The 17,551-nt window shown below is 72.0% G+C and carries 14 protein-coding genes; 7 read left to right on the forward strand and 7 right to left on the reverse strand.

The window, feature by feature from the left end; translation table 11 throughout:
• Positions 1–46: 46 nt before the first annotated feature.
• The 3 genes from LZ604_RS00705 to LZ604_RS00715 are packed head-to-tail and all read right to left on the reverse strand — an operon-like array spanning position 47 to position 2,403.
• Entirely contained in the window at positions 47–826 is a 780-nt protein-coding gene (locus tag LZ604_RS00705) for an enoyl-CoA hydratase/isomerase family protein (RefSeq protein WP_234511308.1), read from the reverse strand.
• A complete protein-coding gene (locus LZ604_RS00710; protein WP_234511310.1) occupies positions 823–1,251 on the reverse strand; it encodes a Zn-ribbon domain-containing OB-fold protein in 429 nt (142 codons plus the stop codon). Before LZ604_RS00710 ends, LZ604_RS00705 begins: the two co-directional genes overlap by 4 nt.
• Positions 1,252–1,254: 3 nt before the next feature.
• Positions 1,255–2,403: a lipid-transfer protein gene (locus LZ604_RS00715; protein ID WP_234511314.1), complete on the reverse strand. Its 1,149-nt coding sequence runs from the start codon at positions 2,401–2,403 to the stop codon at positions 1,255–1,257.
• 94 nt (positions 2,404–2,497) lie between these two features.
• On the opposite strand from LZ604_RS00715, the gene LZ604_RS00720 reads away from it, so the two are divergent.
• Positions 2,498–4,102, forward strand: coding sequence for a FadD3 family acyl-CoA ligase (locus LZ604_RS00720; RefSeq protein ID WP_234511316.1), 1,605 nt, complete (start codon positions 2,498–2,500; stop codon positions 4,100–4,102).
• A gap of 141 nt (positions 4,103–4,243) precedes the next feature.
• On the opposite strand, the gene LZ604_RS00725 is transcribed toward LZ604_RS00720, so the two are convergent.
• On the reverse strand, positions 4,244–4,411 hold the full coding sequence (locus LZ604_RS00725; RefSeq protein WP_234511318.1) for a hypothetical protein: 168 nt from the start codon (positions 4,409–4,411) through the stop codon (positions 4,244–4,246).
• A gap of 207 nt (positions 4,412–4,618) precedes the next feature.
• Positions 4,619–7,561 (reverse strand): SARP-family global regulator AfsR, encoded by a 2,943-nt coding sequence (gene afsR / locus LZ604_RS00730; protein WP_234511320.1) that lies wholly within the window; start codon positions 7,559–7,561, stop codon positions 4,619–4,621.
• Positions 7,562–7,777: 216 nt separating this feature from the next.
• On the opposite strand from afsR, the gene LZ604_RS00735 reads away from it, so the two are divergent.
• From LZ604_RS00735 to LZ604_RS00760, 6 genes are all read left to right on the forward strand, one after another.
• The gene (locus tag LZ604_RS00735) at positions 7,778–9,028 is read left to right on the forward strand and encodes an amidohydrolase family protein (protein ID WP_234511322.1); all 1,251 of its coding nucleotides are present in this window, start codon (positions 7,778–7,780) and stop codon (positions 9,026–9,028) included.
• A gap of 20 nt (positions 9,029–9,048) precedes the next feature.
• Entirely contained in the window at positions 9,049–9,954 is a 906-nt protein-coding gene (locus LZ604_RS00740) for an LLM class F420-dependent oxidoreductase (protein ID WP_234511889.1), read from the forward strand.
• Between the two features lie 8 nt (positions 9,955–9,962).
• A complete protein-coding gene (locus tag LZ604_RS00745) occupies positions 9,963–10,739 on the forward strand; it encodes an SDR family NAD(P)-dependent oxidoreductase (protein ID WP_234511324.1) in 777 nt (258 codons plus the stop codon).
• Positions 10,740–10,869: 130 nt separating this feature from the next.
• On the forward strand, positions 10,870–11,988 hold the full coding sequence (locus LZ604_RS00750; protein ID WP_234511891.1) for an LLM class flavin-dependent oxidoreductase: 1,119 nt from the start codon (positions 10,870–10,872) through the stop codon (positions 11,986–11,988).
• Between the two features lie 137 nt (positions 11,989–12,125).
• Entirely contained in the window at positions 12,126–13,856 is a 1,731-nt protein-coding gene (locus LZ604_RS00755) for an N-acyl-D-amino-acid deacylase family protein (protein ID WP_234511328.1), read from the forward strand.
• Entirely contained in the window at positions 13,853–15,304 is a 1,452-nt protein-coding gene (locus LZ604_RS00760; RefSeq protein WP_234511331.1) for an aldehyde dehydrogenase family protein, read from the forward strand. The genes LZ604_RS00755 and LZ604_RS00760 overlap by 4 nt, the downstream gene beginning before the upstream one ends.
• A 95-nt stretch (positions 15,305–15,399) precedes the next feature.
• On the opposite strand, the gene LZ604_RS00765 is transcribed toward LZ604_RS00760, so the two are convergent.
• The gene (locus LZ604_RS00765) at positions 15,400–15,792 is read right to left on the reverse strand and encodes a nitroreductase/quinone reductase family protein (protein ID WP_234511333.1); all 393 of its coding nucleotides are present in this window, start codon (positions 15,790–15,792) and stop codon (positions 15,400–15,402) included.
• 100 nt (positions 15,793–15,892) lie between these two features.
• Positions 15,893–17,413: a CehA/McbA family metallohydrolase gene (locus tag LZ604_RS00770; RefSeq protein WP_234511335.1), complete on the reverse strand. Its 1,521-nt coding sequence runs from the start codon at positions 17,411–17,413 to the stop codon at positions 15,893–15,895.
• Positions 17,414–17,551 lie beyond the last annotated feature (138 nt).

Here is a 17,551-nt window from a genome sequence, read left to right on the forward strand (position 1 = left end):
GACGGCCGACGTACAGGGCGACGGCCGCCGTCGGGCGCCCCCGTGCTCACCGCACCCGGTGGCCCTCCGTCCGCCGGCCGGTGAACAGCTCCGCCTGCCGTTCCGGTGGCAGGTTTCCGAGCGCGATCAGCTGCGGCGCCTGGGCGAAGGCCTGCGCGCGCGCCGCCTCCTTCGCCGCCCACAGGGCCCGCACGGTGCCCTGGACCCCCTCCGGCGGATAGGACGCGATGACCTCGGCGCAGCGCACCGCCGCCTTCACCGCCCCACCGGCCTCGGTGAGTTCGGACACCAGACCGACCTCGTAGGCCCGCCGTGCCGAGATCCGCTCCGCGGTGCCCATCAGGGCCATGCGCGCCGCCTCTCCGCAGGGCATCCGGTGCGCCATGTAGACGGACTCGTACGCGCTGACCATCCCGTAGGTGGTGTGCGGGTCGAAAAAGGTCGCGGAGGTGTCCGCCACGACGAACTCGCTCTCGCCCAGCAGATAGAACGCCCCTCCGCAGACCATCCCCCGCACGGCGGCGATCACCGGCTTCCACAGGTCGTTCGCCTTCGGTCCGACCCGGAGCAGCGGATCGTCCACCATGTACGGCGAGCGGGGCTGCGGCACCCGCGTGTCCCGGTCGATCCCCGTGCAGAAGGCCCGCTCGCCCGCCCCCGTGAGCACGACGGCCCGTACGGAGTCGTCGAACCGCAACCCTCCCCAGCAGGAGCGCAGTTCGCCGGCCATCGCCGTATCGATCGCATTGAGCTTGGCCGGCCGGTCCAGAGTGACGACCGCTACACCCGTGGACCGGTCGGCGGCGACCCGCAGCCCCCCGCTCACGGCTGCTCCGCGACCCACCGCGGCAGCCCGTCCGCGCCGAAGACGACCTGCACCCTCGTACCGATCCGGACCCGGTCGGGTGGTATCGAGTCCAGCGGCGCGCCGTCGGCGGCGACGAGGTTCCCGACCAGCCGGATACACGGGGCCTCGGCCAGCTCCACCACGACCACGTTGTACGGCGCCCGCGCCGCATAGGCCGGGAGCAGCGGCGGATGCGGGACGACGTACGACCAGATCCGCCCCTTCCCGCTCACCTTCCGCCACTCGCTCGCGAACGACCGGCAGTGCGGACAGCAGGGGCGCGGCGGGAAGCGGAGCTCACCGCAGTCGGCGCAGGCCTGGACGCGCAGCTCCCCCCGCCCGGCGTACTCCCAGAAGGGCGCGCCGTCTTCGTCGGGCACGGGGGACAGAAGGGTGTCGGCCATGGATCAGCTCCTCAGCAGCAAGGCGGAGGTCGGTACGCCCTCACCGGCGGTGACCAGACAGGTGGCGGCGCCCGGAACCTGAGCGGTGCCGGTTCCGCGCAGCTGCTTCACGCCCTCGGTGATCAGGTTGAATCCGTGGACGTAGGCCTCGGACAGCCCGCCGCCCGCGGTGTTGACGGGCAGCCGCCCGCCGATCTCCAGGGCGCCCCCCTCGGTGAACGCGGCGCCCTCACCTCTGCCGCAGAAGCCGTAGCCCTCGAGGGAGAGCGGTATGAGGGGGGTGAACGCGTCGTAGATCTGCGCGACGTCCACGTCGTCCGGGGTGAAGTCGGCGTGCTTCCACAGATGCCGGGCCGCCGTCCAGGCCGGGCCGGTGAGCGGGTCGTCGTTCCAGTAGTTGACCATGCCGTGGTGCTGGGCGGGCAGCCCCTGGGCGGCCGCGTGGACGTACACGGGCCGGTGCGGGCAGTCGCGGGCGCGCTCGGCGGAGACGATCACGCAGGCCAGTGCGCCGTCGGTCTCGAGGCAGTTGTCGAAGAGGCAGAGCGGCTCACTGATCCACCGGGAGGTCATGTACATCTCCCGCGTCAGCGGCCGCTCGTACATGATGGCGGCGGGATTCTGGTTGGCCCGGTTCCGGCAGGCGAGGGCCACGTTGAAGAAGTGGTCCCTGGTCGCCCCGTACTCGTGCATGTACCGGCGGGCCAGCATGCCGATCTCGTCGACCGGCCTGAGCAGTCCGAAGGGGCGCGTCCACTGGGCCGGTGTGGGCAGTTGGACGGCGGTGTTCCGCCACGGCCGGGGCCCGCTGCCGCGCTTGCGGGACCGCCAGGCGACGCCGACGGTCGCCTGCCCGGTCGCGACGGCGGCGGCGAGGTGCGCGACGGTGGCGCACGAGCCGCCGCCTCCGTACCCGACCTTGCTGAAGAAGGTCAGGTCCCCGAGCCCGAGGGCCTTCGCCACCTCCACCTCGTCGGTCTCCTCCATGGTGTACGAGGCGAGCGCGTCGACCTCGCCGGGCGCGACGCCGGCGTCGTCGAGGGCGGCGAGGATGGCGCGACAGGCCAGGGCCTTCTCGGACTCCGGGAGCCGCTTGGCGAAGGCGGTCTGGCCGATGCCGGCGATGGCGGTGGCGTCCTTGAGCCCTGCCATGGGTGCACCTCTCCCCCCGACGATTTGCTGACAGACCGTCAGGTTACAGCTAATCTGACGGTCAGTCAGCTATGTGTACCGTGGGGAGGTCGCCGTGCGCGGTGACGTGGAGTGGGGCGGCATTCCGGGGCTCGTCCGGAGCGCCGCCCGTCGCTACGGCGACGTGGAGGCGGTGGTCGAGGGCCGCACCCGGATCTCATACGCCGAACTGGGCGCCCGCGTGGACCGCGCGGCGGCGGCCTGCATGGCGAACGGCGTCGGCGTCGGCGACCGCGTGGCGATCTGGGCCCCCAACACCCTGGACTGGATCGTCTCGGCGCTGGGCGCGGTCTCGGCGGGCGCGGTCCTGGTCCCCCTCAACACGCGCTTCAAGGGCGGCGAGGCCGCGTACGTCCTGGAGCGGAGCCGGGCGAGGCTGCTGTTCGTCACGGGCACGTTCCTCGGCACGTCGTACGTGGCCTCCCTGCGCAGAGCGGCAGGACAGGGTCCCGGCGGGGGCCCTCTCCCTCGCCTCCCGCACCTGGAGCAGGTGGTGGTCCTGGCGGACGACGCACCGTCCGACTTCCGCACCTGGAAGGACTTCCTGGCGAGCGGGGAGGGCGTCGGGGAGCCGGAGGTGCGGCGACGCGCCTCGGCCGTGACCGGTGAGGCGCCGTCGGACATCATCTTCACCTCGGGCACCACGGGCCGCCCCAAAGGCGCGTTGATCACCCACGCCCAGACACTGCGCGCATACGGGATCTGGAGCGACCTGGCGGGCCTGCGACAGGGCGACCGCTATCTGATCGTGAACCCCTTCTTCCACACGTTCGGCTACAAGGCCGGCGTGCTGGCCTGTCTGATGCGGGGCGCGACGATGATCCCGCAGCCGGTGTTCAACGTGGACACGGCACTGGCGAACATCGCCGCGGAGCGGATCTCCGTCCTCCCCGGCCCGCCCACCCTCCACCAGTCCCTCCTCGACCACCCCTCCCGGGACGCCCACGACCTCTCCGCGCTGCGCCTGGTGGTGACGGGAGCGGCGGTGGTACCGCTGCGCCTGGTGGAACGCCTGCGCGGGGAACTCGGCGTCGCGACGGTCCTGACGGCCTACGGCCTGGCGGAGGCGAGCGGTTTCGTGACGATGTGCCGTCGCGGCGACGACCCGTCACTGATCGCATCCACGTCGGGAAGGGCGATCTCCGGCACGGAGGTCAGAGTGGTGGACCCGAAGGGGGAGGCCCTGCCCCCGGGCGTTCCCGGGGAGATCCTGGTCCGAGGCTTCAACGTCATGCAGGGCTACTTCGAGGACGCTGCGGCCACGTCGGACGTCCTGGGCCCGGACGGCTGGCTCCGCACGGGCGACGTGGGCGTACTGGACGGGGCGGGCAACCTTCGCATCACGGACCGCATCAAGGACATGTTCGTCGTCGGCGGCTTCAACGCCTACCCGGCGGAGATAGAGCAACTCCTCGCACTGCACCCGGATGTGGCGGACGTGGCGGTGATCGGCGTACCGGACACCCGGCTGGGCGAGGTCGGCAAAGCCTACGTGGTACGGCGGCCGGGGGCCGTGCTGACCGGTGACGACCTGATCGCCTGGTCCCGCAGGGAGATGGCGAACTACAAGGTCCCGAGGGAGGTGGAGTTCGTCACGGAACTCCCGAGAAACGCGAGCGGCAAGGTACTGAAGGGAGAACTGCGGGGACGGGGGCGCTGAGGCGGGGGAGTCGAGGCCGGACCGTTGGGCGGGGCCGGCCCGTGTCCAGGGCTCGCGAGGTGAGCGGAGCAGCAGTCACACTTCGGCCGCGGCGGCTCCCCCTCCGCGCCGCCGCGGCCGATCCCCGTGTGGGAGGAAGGTCTAGCTGGGCTCGGACGTGATGTGGACGTTGTCCGGCTTGAAGATGCCGTTGTCCTCGGCCTCGGTGATGTGGACGTTGTCCGGGTTGACCGTGCCCTCGTCCTTGCCACCGGTGATGTGGACGTTGTCCGGGTCGACGACCGGCTCGTCCTTCGTGGTGTCGCTCATGGTGCTTCCTCCCCTTGGAACTCAACTGAAAACTGGGGCCCGCCCGGCCGTTCCCCCGAATGGACGGCCGGGCGAGCTACCGGGTCGCCTCACCCTAGACCGTGGGCTGGACGACCTCATCGGCGGTCCGTCCGCCCCCCGACGCAACGGATCGACAGGAAGAGAGTGCCGTGCGGCGATAAACGAACGATGAACGCCGTAGCGGATCTATGCGGCAGCGGCCGGTGTCAGCAACGCCCGGACGGTCTCGGCCTCGGGAGATCCCAGTGCCTCATAGGTGGCGAGGGCTTCCTGCCAGCACACTTGGGCCCTTCCCGACTGCCCGATCCCGCTGAGAGCCCGTCCCAGCACGGTGAGGACGTTGCCGCGCCGCCACTCCCCGCCGATGCCGCGCAGCACGGTCAAGGCGGCTTCGGCGTTGGTCGACGCCTGCGCGGGACGTCGAGCCGCCAGATCCACCTCGGCGAGCCTGAGCAGGGTCATCCCCTCCCAGAGGCGCTGGCGGCTGTCGCGAAAGACCTTCAGAGCCGCGTGCAACTGCTCGTCGGCCTCCGCGTACAACCCGTTCTGGGTGAGGGCCATGCCCAGTGCGTAGCGGCCGTTCGCGCCCTTCAGGGCGTGCCCCAACGCCTCATAGGTTTCGACGCCTTGCTGGGCGAGCACCACTGCGCTCCGCGGCCGCCCCGTGGCAAGGTGGATACGCGAGAGGTTGCACAGCACACTCGCTTCCCCGGCCAGGTCCTCGCAGTCCCGGAAGTCCGCCAGGGCGTGGTCCAGGTGCCGTTCGGCGTCCGCATACCGGCTTTGGTAGAAGGCCATGGCGCCGCGGACGTTGGCCGCCCAGCAGCGCGCCAGGGGGTCGGTCTGCGATTCGGCGAGTTGCAGGGCCTCGCGTGCCGCATCGTCCGCTTCCGCGAAGCGCCCGGAAAGGTGGTGGGCGACGGCGAGGACGCCGGAGGCGCGGCCCTCCGTCCGCCGGTCCCGGCTGGACCGCGCGGCGTTGCGCAGGGTTATGGCCACGGCTTCGTATTCCCTGGCGTTGGCACCGGACTCCGAGAGATCGACCGCCGCCCACAGGAGATCGATGGAACGGAGCAACGTTGCGGACGTCCCGAATTGGCGCATGCAGGCAAGCAGGCAGGCCGCCTCCGCATACAGCCAGTCCTGCGCCTGATGCCGGTCCTCGAACGTCAGCCCCGGGTATTCGGTCGGCTGAAGATGGTCCACCAGCCGGTCCCCCGGCCGTTCGATCGCGTACACCCCCGCCGCCGTCGCCAGGTAGAAGTCCAGCAGCCGCGACATCGCCGCGTCCCGCTCGCTCGGCGGATGCTCGTCCCGTTCCGCGCACGCACGCGCGTAGAGGCGGACCAGGTCGTGGTAGCGGTAGCGACCCGGGGCCGCCGACTCCAGCAGGGACGTGTCGACCAGGGACTCCAGCAGGTCCTCCGTCTCGTCGACCGGGAGGTCGAGGACCGCGGCGGCGGCCGCCAGGGACATGTCCGGGCCGTCCGCCAGCCCCAGCAGACGGAAGGCCCGGGCCTGGGCCGGCTCCAGCTGGCCGTAGCCCAGTTCGAAGGTCGCCTTCACCGCCAGGTCCCCGGCCTGAAGCTCGTCCAGCCGCCGTCGCTCGTCCGCCAGCTTCGCCGCGAGCACCGACACCGTCCATGTCCTGCGTGCCGCCAGCCGCGACGCCGCGATCCGGATCGCCAGCGGCAGGAATCCGCACGCCGCCACCACGTCCAGCGCGGCCTCCCGCTCGGAGGCCACCCGCTCCTCACCCACGATCTTCGTGAACAGCGACAGTGCCTCGTCCGGTGACATCACGTCCAGGTCCACCAGGTGCGCGCCCGCCAGGTCCACCATCCGCACGCGCGAGGTCACCAGCGCCGCGCAGCCCTCGGTGCCCGGGAGGAGCGGCCGTACCTGGGCCGCGTCCTTCGCGTTGTCCAGCAGGACCAGGACCCGCCGGCCGTCCAGGACCGAGCGGTAGAGGGCGGCCCGTTCCTCCAGCGAGTCCGGGATCGCCGAGTCGGCCGTGCCGAGGGCGCGCAGGAAGGAGCCGAGGACCGTCTCCGGTTCCGCGGCCCTGGGGCCCGCGCCCTGGAGGTCCACATACAGCTGGCCGTCGGGGAAGGAGCCCCGGGCCTGGTGGGCGACGTGGACCGCCAGTGTCGTCTTGCCGACGCCGCCGATCCCGGCCAGCGCCGACACCGCCATCACCCGGCCCTCCGCCGACGCCAGCACATTGCCCAGCTCCTGCACGAAGGCCGTCCGGCCGGTGAAGTCGGGGACGGTGGCGGGGAGCTGCGCCGGCCGTACCGGAGCGGCGGCGGGCTCCGGCGCCGGCGCCGACGGTTCGGCGAGGCCGGGGTCCGCCTGGAGGATCCGTTGCTGGAGGTCCTTCAGGCCGGGGCGTGGATCGACCCCGAGTTCGTCGGCCAGAAGGCGGCGGGTGTCCGCGTACACCGCGAGCGCCTCCGCCTGACGGCCGGAGCGGTACAGCGCCAGCATCAGCAGTTCGCGCAGGCGCTCGCGCAGCGGGTGTGCCGCCGTCAGGGCGGTCAGTTCCGAGACCGCCTCGGCGTGGCAGCCCTGCTCCAGGTCCATGTCGAGGCGGGTCTCCAGGAGCTGGAGGCGCCATTCCTCCAGGCGGGTGCGCTGGGTCTCGGCGTAGGGGCCCGGTATGTTCGCCAGCGGCTCACCGTCCCACAGGGCCAGGGCCTCGTTCAGCAGGCGCCGGGCATGGCACAGCTCCCCGGAGCTCTTGGCCTTCTCCGCTTCCGCGGTCAGTTCCTGGGCGGCGGCGAGGTCCAGCGAGCGGGCGTCGGGCAGGCGCAGCGCGTAGCCGCCGGACTCGCTGACGAGGACGCCGGGGGAGAGGACCTTGCGCAGCCGGGAGGCGTACGTCCGTACCGCTGCCAGGGCCCGCGGCGGCGGGTCGTCGCCCCAGAGCGCGTCGATCAGTTCGGACGCCGTCGCCGTACGTCCCTCGCGCAGCAGCAGCGCGGCCAGCAGCGCGCGCTGCTGTGGTGAGCCCGTGGCCAGCGGCTCCTCCCCGCGCCAGGCGCGCACCGGTCCGAGCACGCCGAAGCGCAGAGCCGCCGACTCCCCGGCACTCCGCTGCTCCGGCACTCGCGGTACACCGTCCATCGCTGCCCCCTGGCACCCTGCCGAACGTCCACAACCGAGAGGCCAGTTTGCCTTGTTCATGGCGGATGCGTCAGCTCTGGGAGACGGCGATCACAGGCCGTGGTGCGGCGCGTCACACGGCCCACACAGAGTCTTCCCATACCGGTCGGTCGGGATACATACGGGGAGGCCACCACATAGCTGACGGTTCGTCAGATCGGCGCTACCGTGACCGGCATGGAGACCTCACCGAGCAACGGCACGTTCCCGCAGATCATCTCCGTCGACGACCACACGGTCGAGCCCCCGCGCGTCTGGCAGGACCGGCTGCCCGGGAAGTACCGGGACATCGGCCCGCGCATCGTCCGTGCGCCGCTGAAGGAAATGACCTTCCTCGGCGGGAAGTTCGCCCCCGTGATGGGCGAGCCCGGCGACGAGGGCCCGCTCGGCGACTGGTGGGTTTACGAGGACCTGCACCGTCCCCTCACCCGCCTCGACACGGCCGTCGGGTACGACAGGGACGAGATCAGGCTCGAGGTGATCACCTACGAGCAGATGCGGCCGGGCTCCTACGACGTGCCCCGGCGCCTCGCCGACATGGACGTCAACCATGTCCGATCCGCCCTCTGCTTCCCGACGTTCCCGCGCTTCTGCGGCCAGACCTTCACCGAGGCCCGGGACCGCGAGCTCGCGCTGCTGTGCGTGCGTGCGTACAACGACTGGATGGTGGAGGAGTGGTGCGGGCCCGAGGCACGCGGCCGGCTCATACCCCTGGCCCTCATCCCCCTCTGGGACGCGGAGCTCGCCGCGGCAGAGGTGCGCCGCAACGCCGAACGCGGCGTGCGTGCCGTCGCCTTCTCGGAGATCCCGCCGCGCCTCGGGCTGCCCTCCGTGCACACCGACGACTGGGACCCCTTCCTCGCCGCCTGCGACGAGACCGGGACCGTCGTCGCCATGCACATCGGCTCCAGCAGCCGGATGCCGTCCACGTCCGCGGACGCCCCGCCGGCCGTGGGATCCACGATCACCTTCGCCAACTGCTGCTTCTCGATGGTCGACTGGCTGATGAGCGGCAAGTTCGAGCGGTTCCCCCGGCTGAGGGTGATGTACGCGGAGGGGCAGATCGGGTGGATCCCCTACATCCTCGAGCGGGCCGACGTGGTGTGGGAGGAGAACCGTGCCTGGGGCGGTGTCGCGGACAAGGTGCACCGCCCGCCGTCGGAGCTCTTCGCCGACCATGTCTACGGCTGCTTCTTCGACGACGCCTTCGGCCTGCGGAACCTGGACGCGATCGGGGCCGGAAACGTGCTGTACGAGACCGACTATCCGCACTCCGACTCCACATGGCCGAAGTCGCGTGAGGTCGGGGAGGCCCAGATGGGGCACCTGGACGCGGACACCGTCGACCGGATCGTGCGGCGCAACGCCATCGAGCTGCTGGGGCTGACGGACGACGGTCTGTGGGCGGGGCCGGGCGGCGGGCGGTGAGCGGGCCCCTGCGGTACGGGATGCAGCTGCCCGTCCAGTCCTTGAGCAGGCTCTTCGCCGAGCCCTGGGAGGCGAGCGCGGGCCCCGAGGACCTGGCGGAGATCGCCCGGGCCGCCGACCGGGCCGGGTTCGACTACCTCGCGAGCTGCGACCACGTCGCCATTCCGGGCCGGCTGGCCCCGGCCATGGGGACGGTCTGGTACGACCCCGTCGCCACGCTCTCCTATCTGGCGGCCGTCACCGTGCGGGTACGGCTGCTCAGCCATGTCGCGATCGTCGCGCTGCGGCACCCCCTCGTCACCGCCAAGCAGTACGCGACCCTCGACCGGCTGTGCGGCGGGCGGCTCGTCCTCGGGGTGGGGGCGGGGCACGTACCGGAGGAGTTCGCGGCGCTGGGCGTGGATTTCCGGCGGCGCGGTGCCCTGCTCGACGAGACGATCGACGCCCTCAGGGCGGCGCTGGGGCCCGAGGAGTTTCCCGTCCACCACGGGAAGGCGTACGACTTCGAGGGGCTCGGGCAGCGCCCCCGGCCCGCCCAGGCCCGGATTCCCGTCTGGGTGGGCGGCTCCTCGCCCGCCGCCGTACGCCGTGCCGCGCTCAAGGGGGACGGCTGGCTGCCGCAGGGCGACCCGCGTGAGCGGATGCCCGCCCAGATCGCCCGTCTGACGCGGCTGCGGGCCGAGGCGGGTCTCGAGGAGCCCTTCACCGTAGGCGCCCTCACCGAGCCGCTGTACGTCGGCGAGCCGGACTGGGATGTCGGGCGGCGCACGGTCAGCGGCGCACCGGAGACGGTCGCCGACTCCCTGCGCGCCTACCGCGCGATGGGCGTGCACCAGATCCAGGTGCGGTTCCGCAGCCGGTGCCGCGCGGAACTCACCGATCAGATCGCGGCGTTCGGGGCCGAGGTCGCGCCCCGTCTGCACTGAGGAGGGTCATGGGCAAGCTGGACGGGCGCGTCGTCATCGTCACGGGTGCGGCGCGAGGGCAGGGCGAGCAGGAGGCGCGGCTGTTCACCGCGGAGGGAGCCCGGGTCCTGCTCGCGGACGTGCTCGACGACCAGGGGGAGGCCCTGGCCAAGGAGCTCGGGCAGCGTTATGTCCATCTGGACGTGGGCCGGGAGGCGGACTGGGCCGCCGCCGTGGCCCGGGCGAAGGAGGCGTACGGGCGGATCGACGGGCTGGTCAACAACGCCGGGATCCTCCGGTTCAACTCCCTGCTCGACACGCCCCTCGACGAGTTCATGCAGGTCGTCCAGGTCAACCAGGTGGGCTGTTTCCTCGGTATCAGGACGGTCGCGCCCGAGATCGCGGCCGCCGGGGGCGGCACCATCGTCAACACCGCCTCTTACACGGCGATGACGGGCATGGCGGCCGTGGGGACGTACACGGCGACCAAGCACGCCGTCCTGGGCCTCACCCGGGTCGCCGCGATCGAGCTGGCGCCACGGGGGATACGCGTCAACGCCCTGTGTCCCGGCGCCATCGACACCGCGATGTCCAACCCCTCGCTGCTGGACCCGGAGGCGGACGCCGAGCAGACGTCCAGGGCCCTGGACGAGCTGTACCGCAGGCTGGTGCCGCTCGGCCGGATCGGCAGGCCGGAAGAGGTTGCGCGTCTGGCCCTCTTCCTGACCTCCGAGGACTCCTCCTATGTCACCGGGCAGCCGTTCGTGATCGACGGGGGATGGCTGGCCGGGGTGGCCGTGATCTGACTGACCGTCAGCTATTGACGGTGCCATCGGGCGGTGTCAGAGTCGGCGGCAATAGAGCTGACGATATGTCAGATATACGGGCACGTGCGTCAGGCAGGTCGGACAGACAACCGTGGGGACGGTGAACTCCGTGGAATTCGGGCTCTTTGTACAGGGGTACGTGGGCAAGCGGGCCGAGACCGACCCGCTCGCGGAGCACAAGGCGCTGCTGGAGGAGACCGAGTACGTCATCCAGGCGGACAGGTCCGGCTTCAAGTACGCCTGGGCCTCCGAGCACCACTTCCTCGAGGAGTACTCGCACCTGTCCGCCAACGACGTCTTCCTCGGCTATCTCGCCCACGCCACCGAGCGCATCCATCTCGGCTCCGGCATCTTCAATCCCCTCGCCCCGGTGAACCACCCGGTGAAGGTCGCCGAGAAGGTCGCCATGCTCGACCACCTCACCGAGGGCCGCTTCGAGTTCGGCAGCGGCCGAGGGGCGGGCTCGCACGAGATCCTCGGCTTCCTCCCCGGCATCACCGACATGAACCACACCAAGGAGATCTGGGAGGAGACCATCGCCGAGTTCCCCAGAATGTGGCTCCAGGACGAGTACCAGGGCTTCAGGGGCAAGCACTGGTCCCTGCCGCCGCGCAAGGTGCTCCCCAAGCCGTACGGCAAGTCGCACCCCGCGATGTGGTACGCGGCCGGGTCCCCGCCCTCGTACGCCATGGCCGCGCGGAAGGGCCTCGGGGTGCTCGGGTTCAGCGTGCAGAAGGTCTCCGACATGGAGTGGGTCCTGGAGCAGTACAAGACGGCGATCGTGGACGCCGAGCCCGTGGGGGACTTCGTCAACGACAACGTGATGGTGACGACCACCGCCGTGTGTGCGCCCACGCACGAGGAGGCGATCCGGGTCGCGGCGTCGGGCGGACTGCACTACCTGCCCTCCCTCGTCTTCCGCTACCACGACACCTTCCCGCGCCCGGAGGGCTTCCCCGTCTGGCCGGAGACGCTGCCCGAATACACCGAGGAGTTCATCGAACTGCTCATCGAGGAAGAGCTGCTGATCTGCGGCGACCCGGACGAGGTCCTCACCCAGTGCAAGCGGTGGGAGCAGGCCGGGGCCGACCAGCTCAGCTTCGGGCTGCCGGTCGGGATCCCCAAGGAGGAGACGCTCCGGACGATCAGGCTGATCGGCGAGCACGTGATCCCGAAGATCGACACCGACCCGGTGCACAGGACCACGCGGTTCCGGCAGGCCGCGTGATCCCTGCCGGGCCGCGGGCCACAGGCCGGCTGCGGTCCGGACGCGGCCGGTCGCGCCCACGCGGCGGAGCCGCACATCGACACAGCCCCGCGCCCCTTCGGGCGCCGTGGCCGCACCGGACTCGAGGAGGTAGCGCCATGCTGGACCACGTCATCAAGGCTGCGACCGTCGTGGACGGGACCGGCGCGCCCGCGTACACGGCTGACGTGGGCATACGGGACGGCCGTGTCGCCGCCGTCGGCCGCGTCACCGAACAGGCGCGGACGCAGGAGGACGCGACCGGGCTCGTTCTCGCCCCCGGCTTCGTCGACCCGCACACCCACTACGACGCCCAGCTCTTCTGGGACCCCTACGCGACGCCCTCCCTGAACCACGGGGTCACCACGGTCGCGGCCGGCAACTGCGGGTTCACGCTCGCCCCGCTCAACCCCGCCCGCCCCGAGGACGCCGACTACACCCGCCGGATGATGGCGAAGGTGGAGGGCATGTCCCTGGTCGCCCTGGAGGAGGGGGCGCCCTGGAACTGGCACGGCTTCGGGGAGTACCTCGACGCCCTGGAAGGCCGGATCGCCGTCAACGCGGGCTTCATGGCGGGACACTGTGCGCTGCGCCGCCATGTGATGGGACCGGACGCGATCGGCGGGCAGCCCACCCCCGAGCAGATGGACGCCATGCTCCGGCTCCTCCACGAGGCCATGGACGCGGGGGCCTGGGGCCTGTCCACCACCCAGTCGTCCACACACGCCGACGGCGACGGCCGGCCGGTCGCCTCCCGCCACGCCCGGCCGGCCGAGCTGCTGGCCCTGTCCCGGGCGGTGGGCGAGCACGAGGGCACCCAGATCGAGGCGATCGTGGCGGGCTGCCTGGACCAGTTCAGCGACGCCGAGATCAACCTGCTCATGGAGATGAGCGCGACCGCGGGACGGCCCCTGAACTGGAACGTGCTCACGATCGACGCCGCCGTCCCCGAGCGCGTGCCGCGCCAGCTGCTCGCGAGCGAGCGGGCCCGGAAGGCGGGCGGCCGCGTGGTGGCGCTCACCATGCCGATCCTCACCCCGATGAACATGTCGCTCGGCACTTTCTGTGCGCTCAACCTGATCCCCGGCTGGGGACCGGTCCTCGGCCTGCCGGTGCCCGAGCGGATCGCCAAGCTCCGTGACCCGGAGGTACGGGCCGAGATGCTCCGGCGCGCCGTTTCCAAGGAGGCGGGCGTCCTGCGCCGTCTCACCGATTTCGGGCGGTACGTCGTCGGGGACACCTACAGCCCGCGCAACGAGGGCCTGACCGGCCGGGTGGTGCGGGACATCGCCGCCGAGCGCGGCCAGGACCCCTTCACCTGCCTGGTCGAGATCTGCGCCGCGGACGAGCTGCGGACCGTCCTGTGGCCCATGCCCACCGACAACGACCCGGCCTCCTGGGCGCTGCGGGCCGAGACCTGGCGGCACGAGGACGTCCTGCTCGGCGGCTCCGACGCGGGCGCCCATCTGGACCGCATGTGCGGGGCCCCGTACACCACCCGGTTCCTCGGGGACTGTCTGCGCGGCCGGAAGCTGGTCCCTCTGGAGCGGGCCGTGAAGATGCTGACCGACGATCCCGCCCGGTTGTTCGGGCTGCGGGAGCGCGGCCTGGTGAGGGAGGGCTTCCATGCGGATCTGGTCCTTTTCGACCCGGAGCGGGTCGACGCCGGCCGGGCCGGCCTGGTGCACGATCTGCCGGGGGAGAGCCCGCGGCTGGACTCCAGGGCGATCGGGGTGAGCGCGGTCTGGGTCAACGGCGTCGAGGTGATACGGGACGACGTGGTGACCGGGGCCGTGCCGGGCCGGGTGCTGCGCTCCGGACGGGACACCAGGACGGTGAGCACCACGTGACCGAGCGGCAGCGGCTGTTCATCGGCGGGGCGTGGACCGAGCCCGACGGGGGGCACTACGAAGTCGTCGACCCGGCGACCGAGGAGACCGTCGGATGGGCGCCGGAGGCATCACGGGAACAGGTGCACGCGGCGGCCGCCGCAGCCCGCACCGCCTTCGGACCCTGGTCGCGGACGGCCCCCGAGGAACGGGCGGCCATCCTGGCGCGGGCGGCGGAGGTGATACGGCGCAAGCTCGTGCCGTACGCGGGCCTGGCGCAGGCGGAGAGCGGCGCCACCACCCGTACGGCGCGCGGGATGCAGGTCGGGGTCGCGGCGGCCCGATTCCAGCGGTACGCGCGCGTGGAGCCCGTGGAGCAGCCGCTGCCGCCGCAGATCAGCGAGGCGGGGCCGTTCGGCGGGGCCGTCGTCCTGGGGGCGCTCGCGGTGCGCCAGCCGGTCGGCGTGGTCACCTGCATCACCTCGTACAACAACCCGTGGGCCAACGCGGCCGGCAAGGTCGCCCCCGCGCTGGCCATGGGCAACACGGTGGTCGTCAAGCCGGCTCCGCAGGACCCGCTGTCCGTCTACCGCATGGCCGAGGCCCTTCAGGAGGCGGGTGCGCCGCCCGGCGTGGTGAACGTGGTGAGCGGTGCACTCCCGGAGGTCGGCGAGGCGGCCGTGGACTGCCCGGAGGTGGACATGGTGAGTTTCACCGGGTCCACGGCCGTGGGGCAGCGGATCGCCGAGGTGTGCGGCCGGTCCATGAAGCGGCAGCTGATGGAGCTGGGCGGAAAGGGTGCGGCGCTCGTCTTCGACGACGCGGACATCACCGCGGCGGTCGCCGGCGCCGCCACCACGTTCTCCTTCCACAGCGGCCAGATCTGCACGGCCCCGACCCGGGTGATCGCCCAGCGTGGGGTGTACGACCGGGTGGTGGCCGAACTGGGCGACCGGGCACGGCGGCTGACGGTGGGGGACCCGCGCGACCCGGGCACGGTGGTGGGGCCGCTGATCTCGGCGGCGCACCGGGACCGCGTGGAGGCGTATGTGGAACTGGGCCGCAAGGAGGGGGCGCGGCTGGTGGCCGGGGGCCGGCGCCCGCCGCTGGAGGGGGGCTTCTACGTCGCCCCGACCCTCCTCGCCGAGTGCACGCCCGACATGCGGGTGGTCCGCGAGGAGATCTTCGGCCCGGTGGTCGTGGTCGTGCCGTTCGAGGACGAGGAGGAGGGCATCGCCCTGGCCAACGACACCGACTACGGCCTGATCGACTACGTCTGGTCCCGGGATGTGGCCCGCGCGTTCCGTGTCGCCCGCCGGCTACGGGCGGGACAGGTGGGCGTCAACACCGTGGGCCGCAACATGGAGGCCCCGTTCGGCGGCTTCAAGAAGAGCGGGGTCGGCCGCGACGTCGGCTCGTACGCCCTGCACGCGTACAGCGAGCTTCAGGCGATCGTCTGGCCTGGTTGAGCGGGGCCGGCCGACCGGCGGGGCCTTGGCACGGGGGCGGTTGCCCCGGGGCGCGGTCGTATGGCGGTCCCCGCCCGGTTCGGCACGTACCAGGGTCAGTCCAGGTCCACCCGGACCGTGAGCAGCCCCGTGCCGAGGGCTCGTACCGCCGCGCTGTTGAGGCGGGGCAGCGTCCGGAGACGGGCGTGGGGGTCGTCGCCGGGCAGCACATGGGCCGTGCCCGTGTGCCATCGGCCCCGGATGCGGACCCGCACCCGGGGGTCGACCCGGATATTGCGAATGTACTGGGACTTCTCGCCGTGCTCGGACACCAGCCAGAAGGAGTCGCCGATGCGTCGCCCGCCCAGCGGGGTCCGGCGTGGCAGACCCGAGACCCGGCCCGTGGTCTCCAGAAGCGTCTGGAGCGGCATGCGGCGCTGCACCGGATTGACGACATGGCGCTGGAGCGCCGTGACCGCGCGGTACTTGAGGTCGGCGGAGCCTGGCATGGTGTCGTGTTCCCCCTGACGACGTGACGGGCGAGGCACTGCGCGCAGTCTTCCAGACCGCCCGTCGGGGCGCGCGGAATTCAGCCGCGCGCCCCTGTGCCTACGCCCCGCCGAGGAAGATGGGATTCGTGAACGCGGCCATGGCCCCCGGCACCGGACCCGCCGCCGCCTCGTGCCGCAGCTCCGCCCGTACGTAGGCCGCGTACGCCGGTGTGGTGTGCCACTCCACCGTGCCCGAACCGGACACCGGCAGCGGATCGCTCGTGAACAGCACTCCCTGGTCGGTGACGAAACGGACCGTGCAGCGGGGCGCGCCCTGCACGTCCAGCCGCACCGTGACCGGGGTGTCGCGGTCCACCCGCAGCCGCTCGCCGATCCCCGCGTGCCCGCCGCGGCCGCCCGCCGCGGCGAAGGCCAGTGAGACGTTCCTCGACTCGGCCACGTACGCGCGGCCCGCGCGGATGCCCTCCTGGATGGCACCTCTGGTCAGGTCGTCGGCCAGGACCACCGTCTGCGGGCTGCCGATCGCGTCGGGGTCCCGGTGCGCGTCGCTGTTGCCGATCGCCGGGAGCCATCGGCCGTGCCCCTCCCGGACCGACGCGACCAGTGTGTTGTCCCACTCCGCCAGCGTCGCCTCGTCGTCCGGCGTGAAGGGGCCGTTCCACACCTCCACCGCGTCCGCCTGGGCGAAGCCGAACTTCCAGCCGCAGCCGACGCAGGTGGCGTGCGGATGGGCCGGGACGACCAGTCCGCCCGCCCGGTGGATCTCCCCGGCGAACCGGGCCCAGCGGTTGTCCCGCGCCCGGTAGCGCCAGTCGATGAAGGTGCCCGGGTCGGTGCCCAGGGCGAGCACGTGCCCGTTCCGGGTCGTCACCTCCTCGCCCAGCAGGATCAGCAGGTCGTCGCCCGCCTGGTCGGCCCAGTGCGCATGTGAGGAGTGCGTGTTGTGCTCGGAGCTGTTGATGAAGTCCAGGCCCGCGGCCCGGGCCAGTGCCGCGATCTCCGCGGGGGTGCGGCGGCCGTCGGAGTACCAGGAGTGCATGTGGCAGTCGCCCCGGTACCAGGCGCGGCCCCGGCCCTTGGCCCGCGACGGCGGATACACCGGCGCCGGGGTGACGCCCTGCTCTCCGTAGGTGAGGGTGACGGTGATCTCGTAGGTCAGCCCCTGCGGGGCCACCGTGTAGGGGCCGAGCGCGATGTGCCAGGTGCCGGGGCGGAGGGGGCCCGGGAGATAGCCGGGGGTCGCGTCGTCCGCGCGGACGAAGAACTCCGAGCGCGCGCCGCCGGACCAGCCGCGGAAGCCCTTGCCGCCCAGTCCGGTGCCGCGTTCGTCGAAGAGGCCGATGTCCAGGGCGTTGCCCTGGGTGCCGGCCGGAACGGACGGCTTGTCATAGGTGTAGGCGACCTTGATCTCCCGCACGCCCCGGGGGACGTCGACGGGGAGGTAGACGAAGTCGGGGGAACCGGCGGGCAGGGTGCCGCGCACGGTCCTCGTCTCCTGGTTGTCGGCCGCCTCGGCGGCGGGACCGTGGGAGAAGCTCACGGTTCCCAACGTAAGCGCGGCGGCCGCACTCGTCACGAACAGAGCGCGTCTGCCGATGCCGTGGTCGTCCTCGCACATGCTGCTGCTCCCAACGTGTCGGATGACAGGGGGTGGGCAGGGGTAGCGGGTTCCACTGTCGTCCCGGGCCGTGAACTGCGCTGCACGGGAAGCCGATCGCGCGCCGCGTGTCGTCGGAACATCAGGTGCCCGCACCGG

It is taken from the genome of Streptomyces glomeratus, assembly GCF_021462825.1.
Lineage (GTDB): Bacteria > Actinomycetota > Actinomycetes > Streptomycetales > Streptomycetaceae > Streptomyces > Streptomyces glomeratus.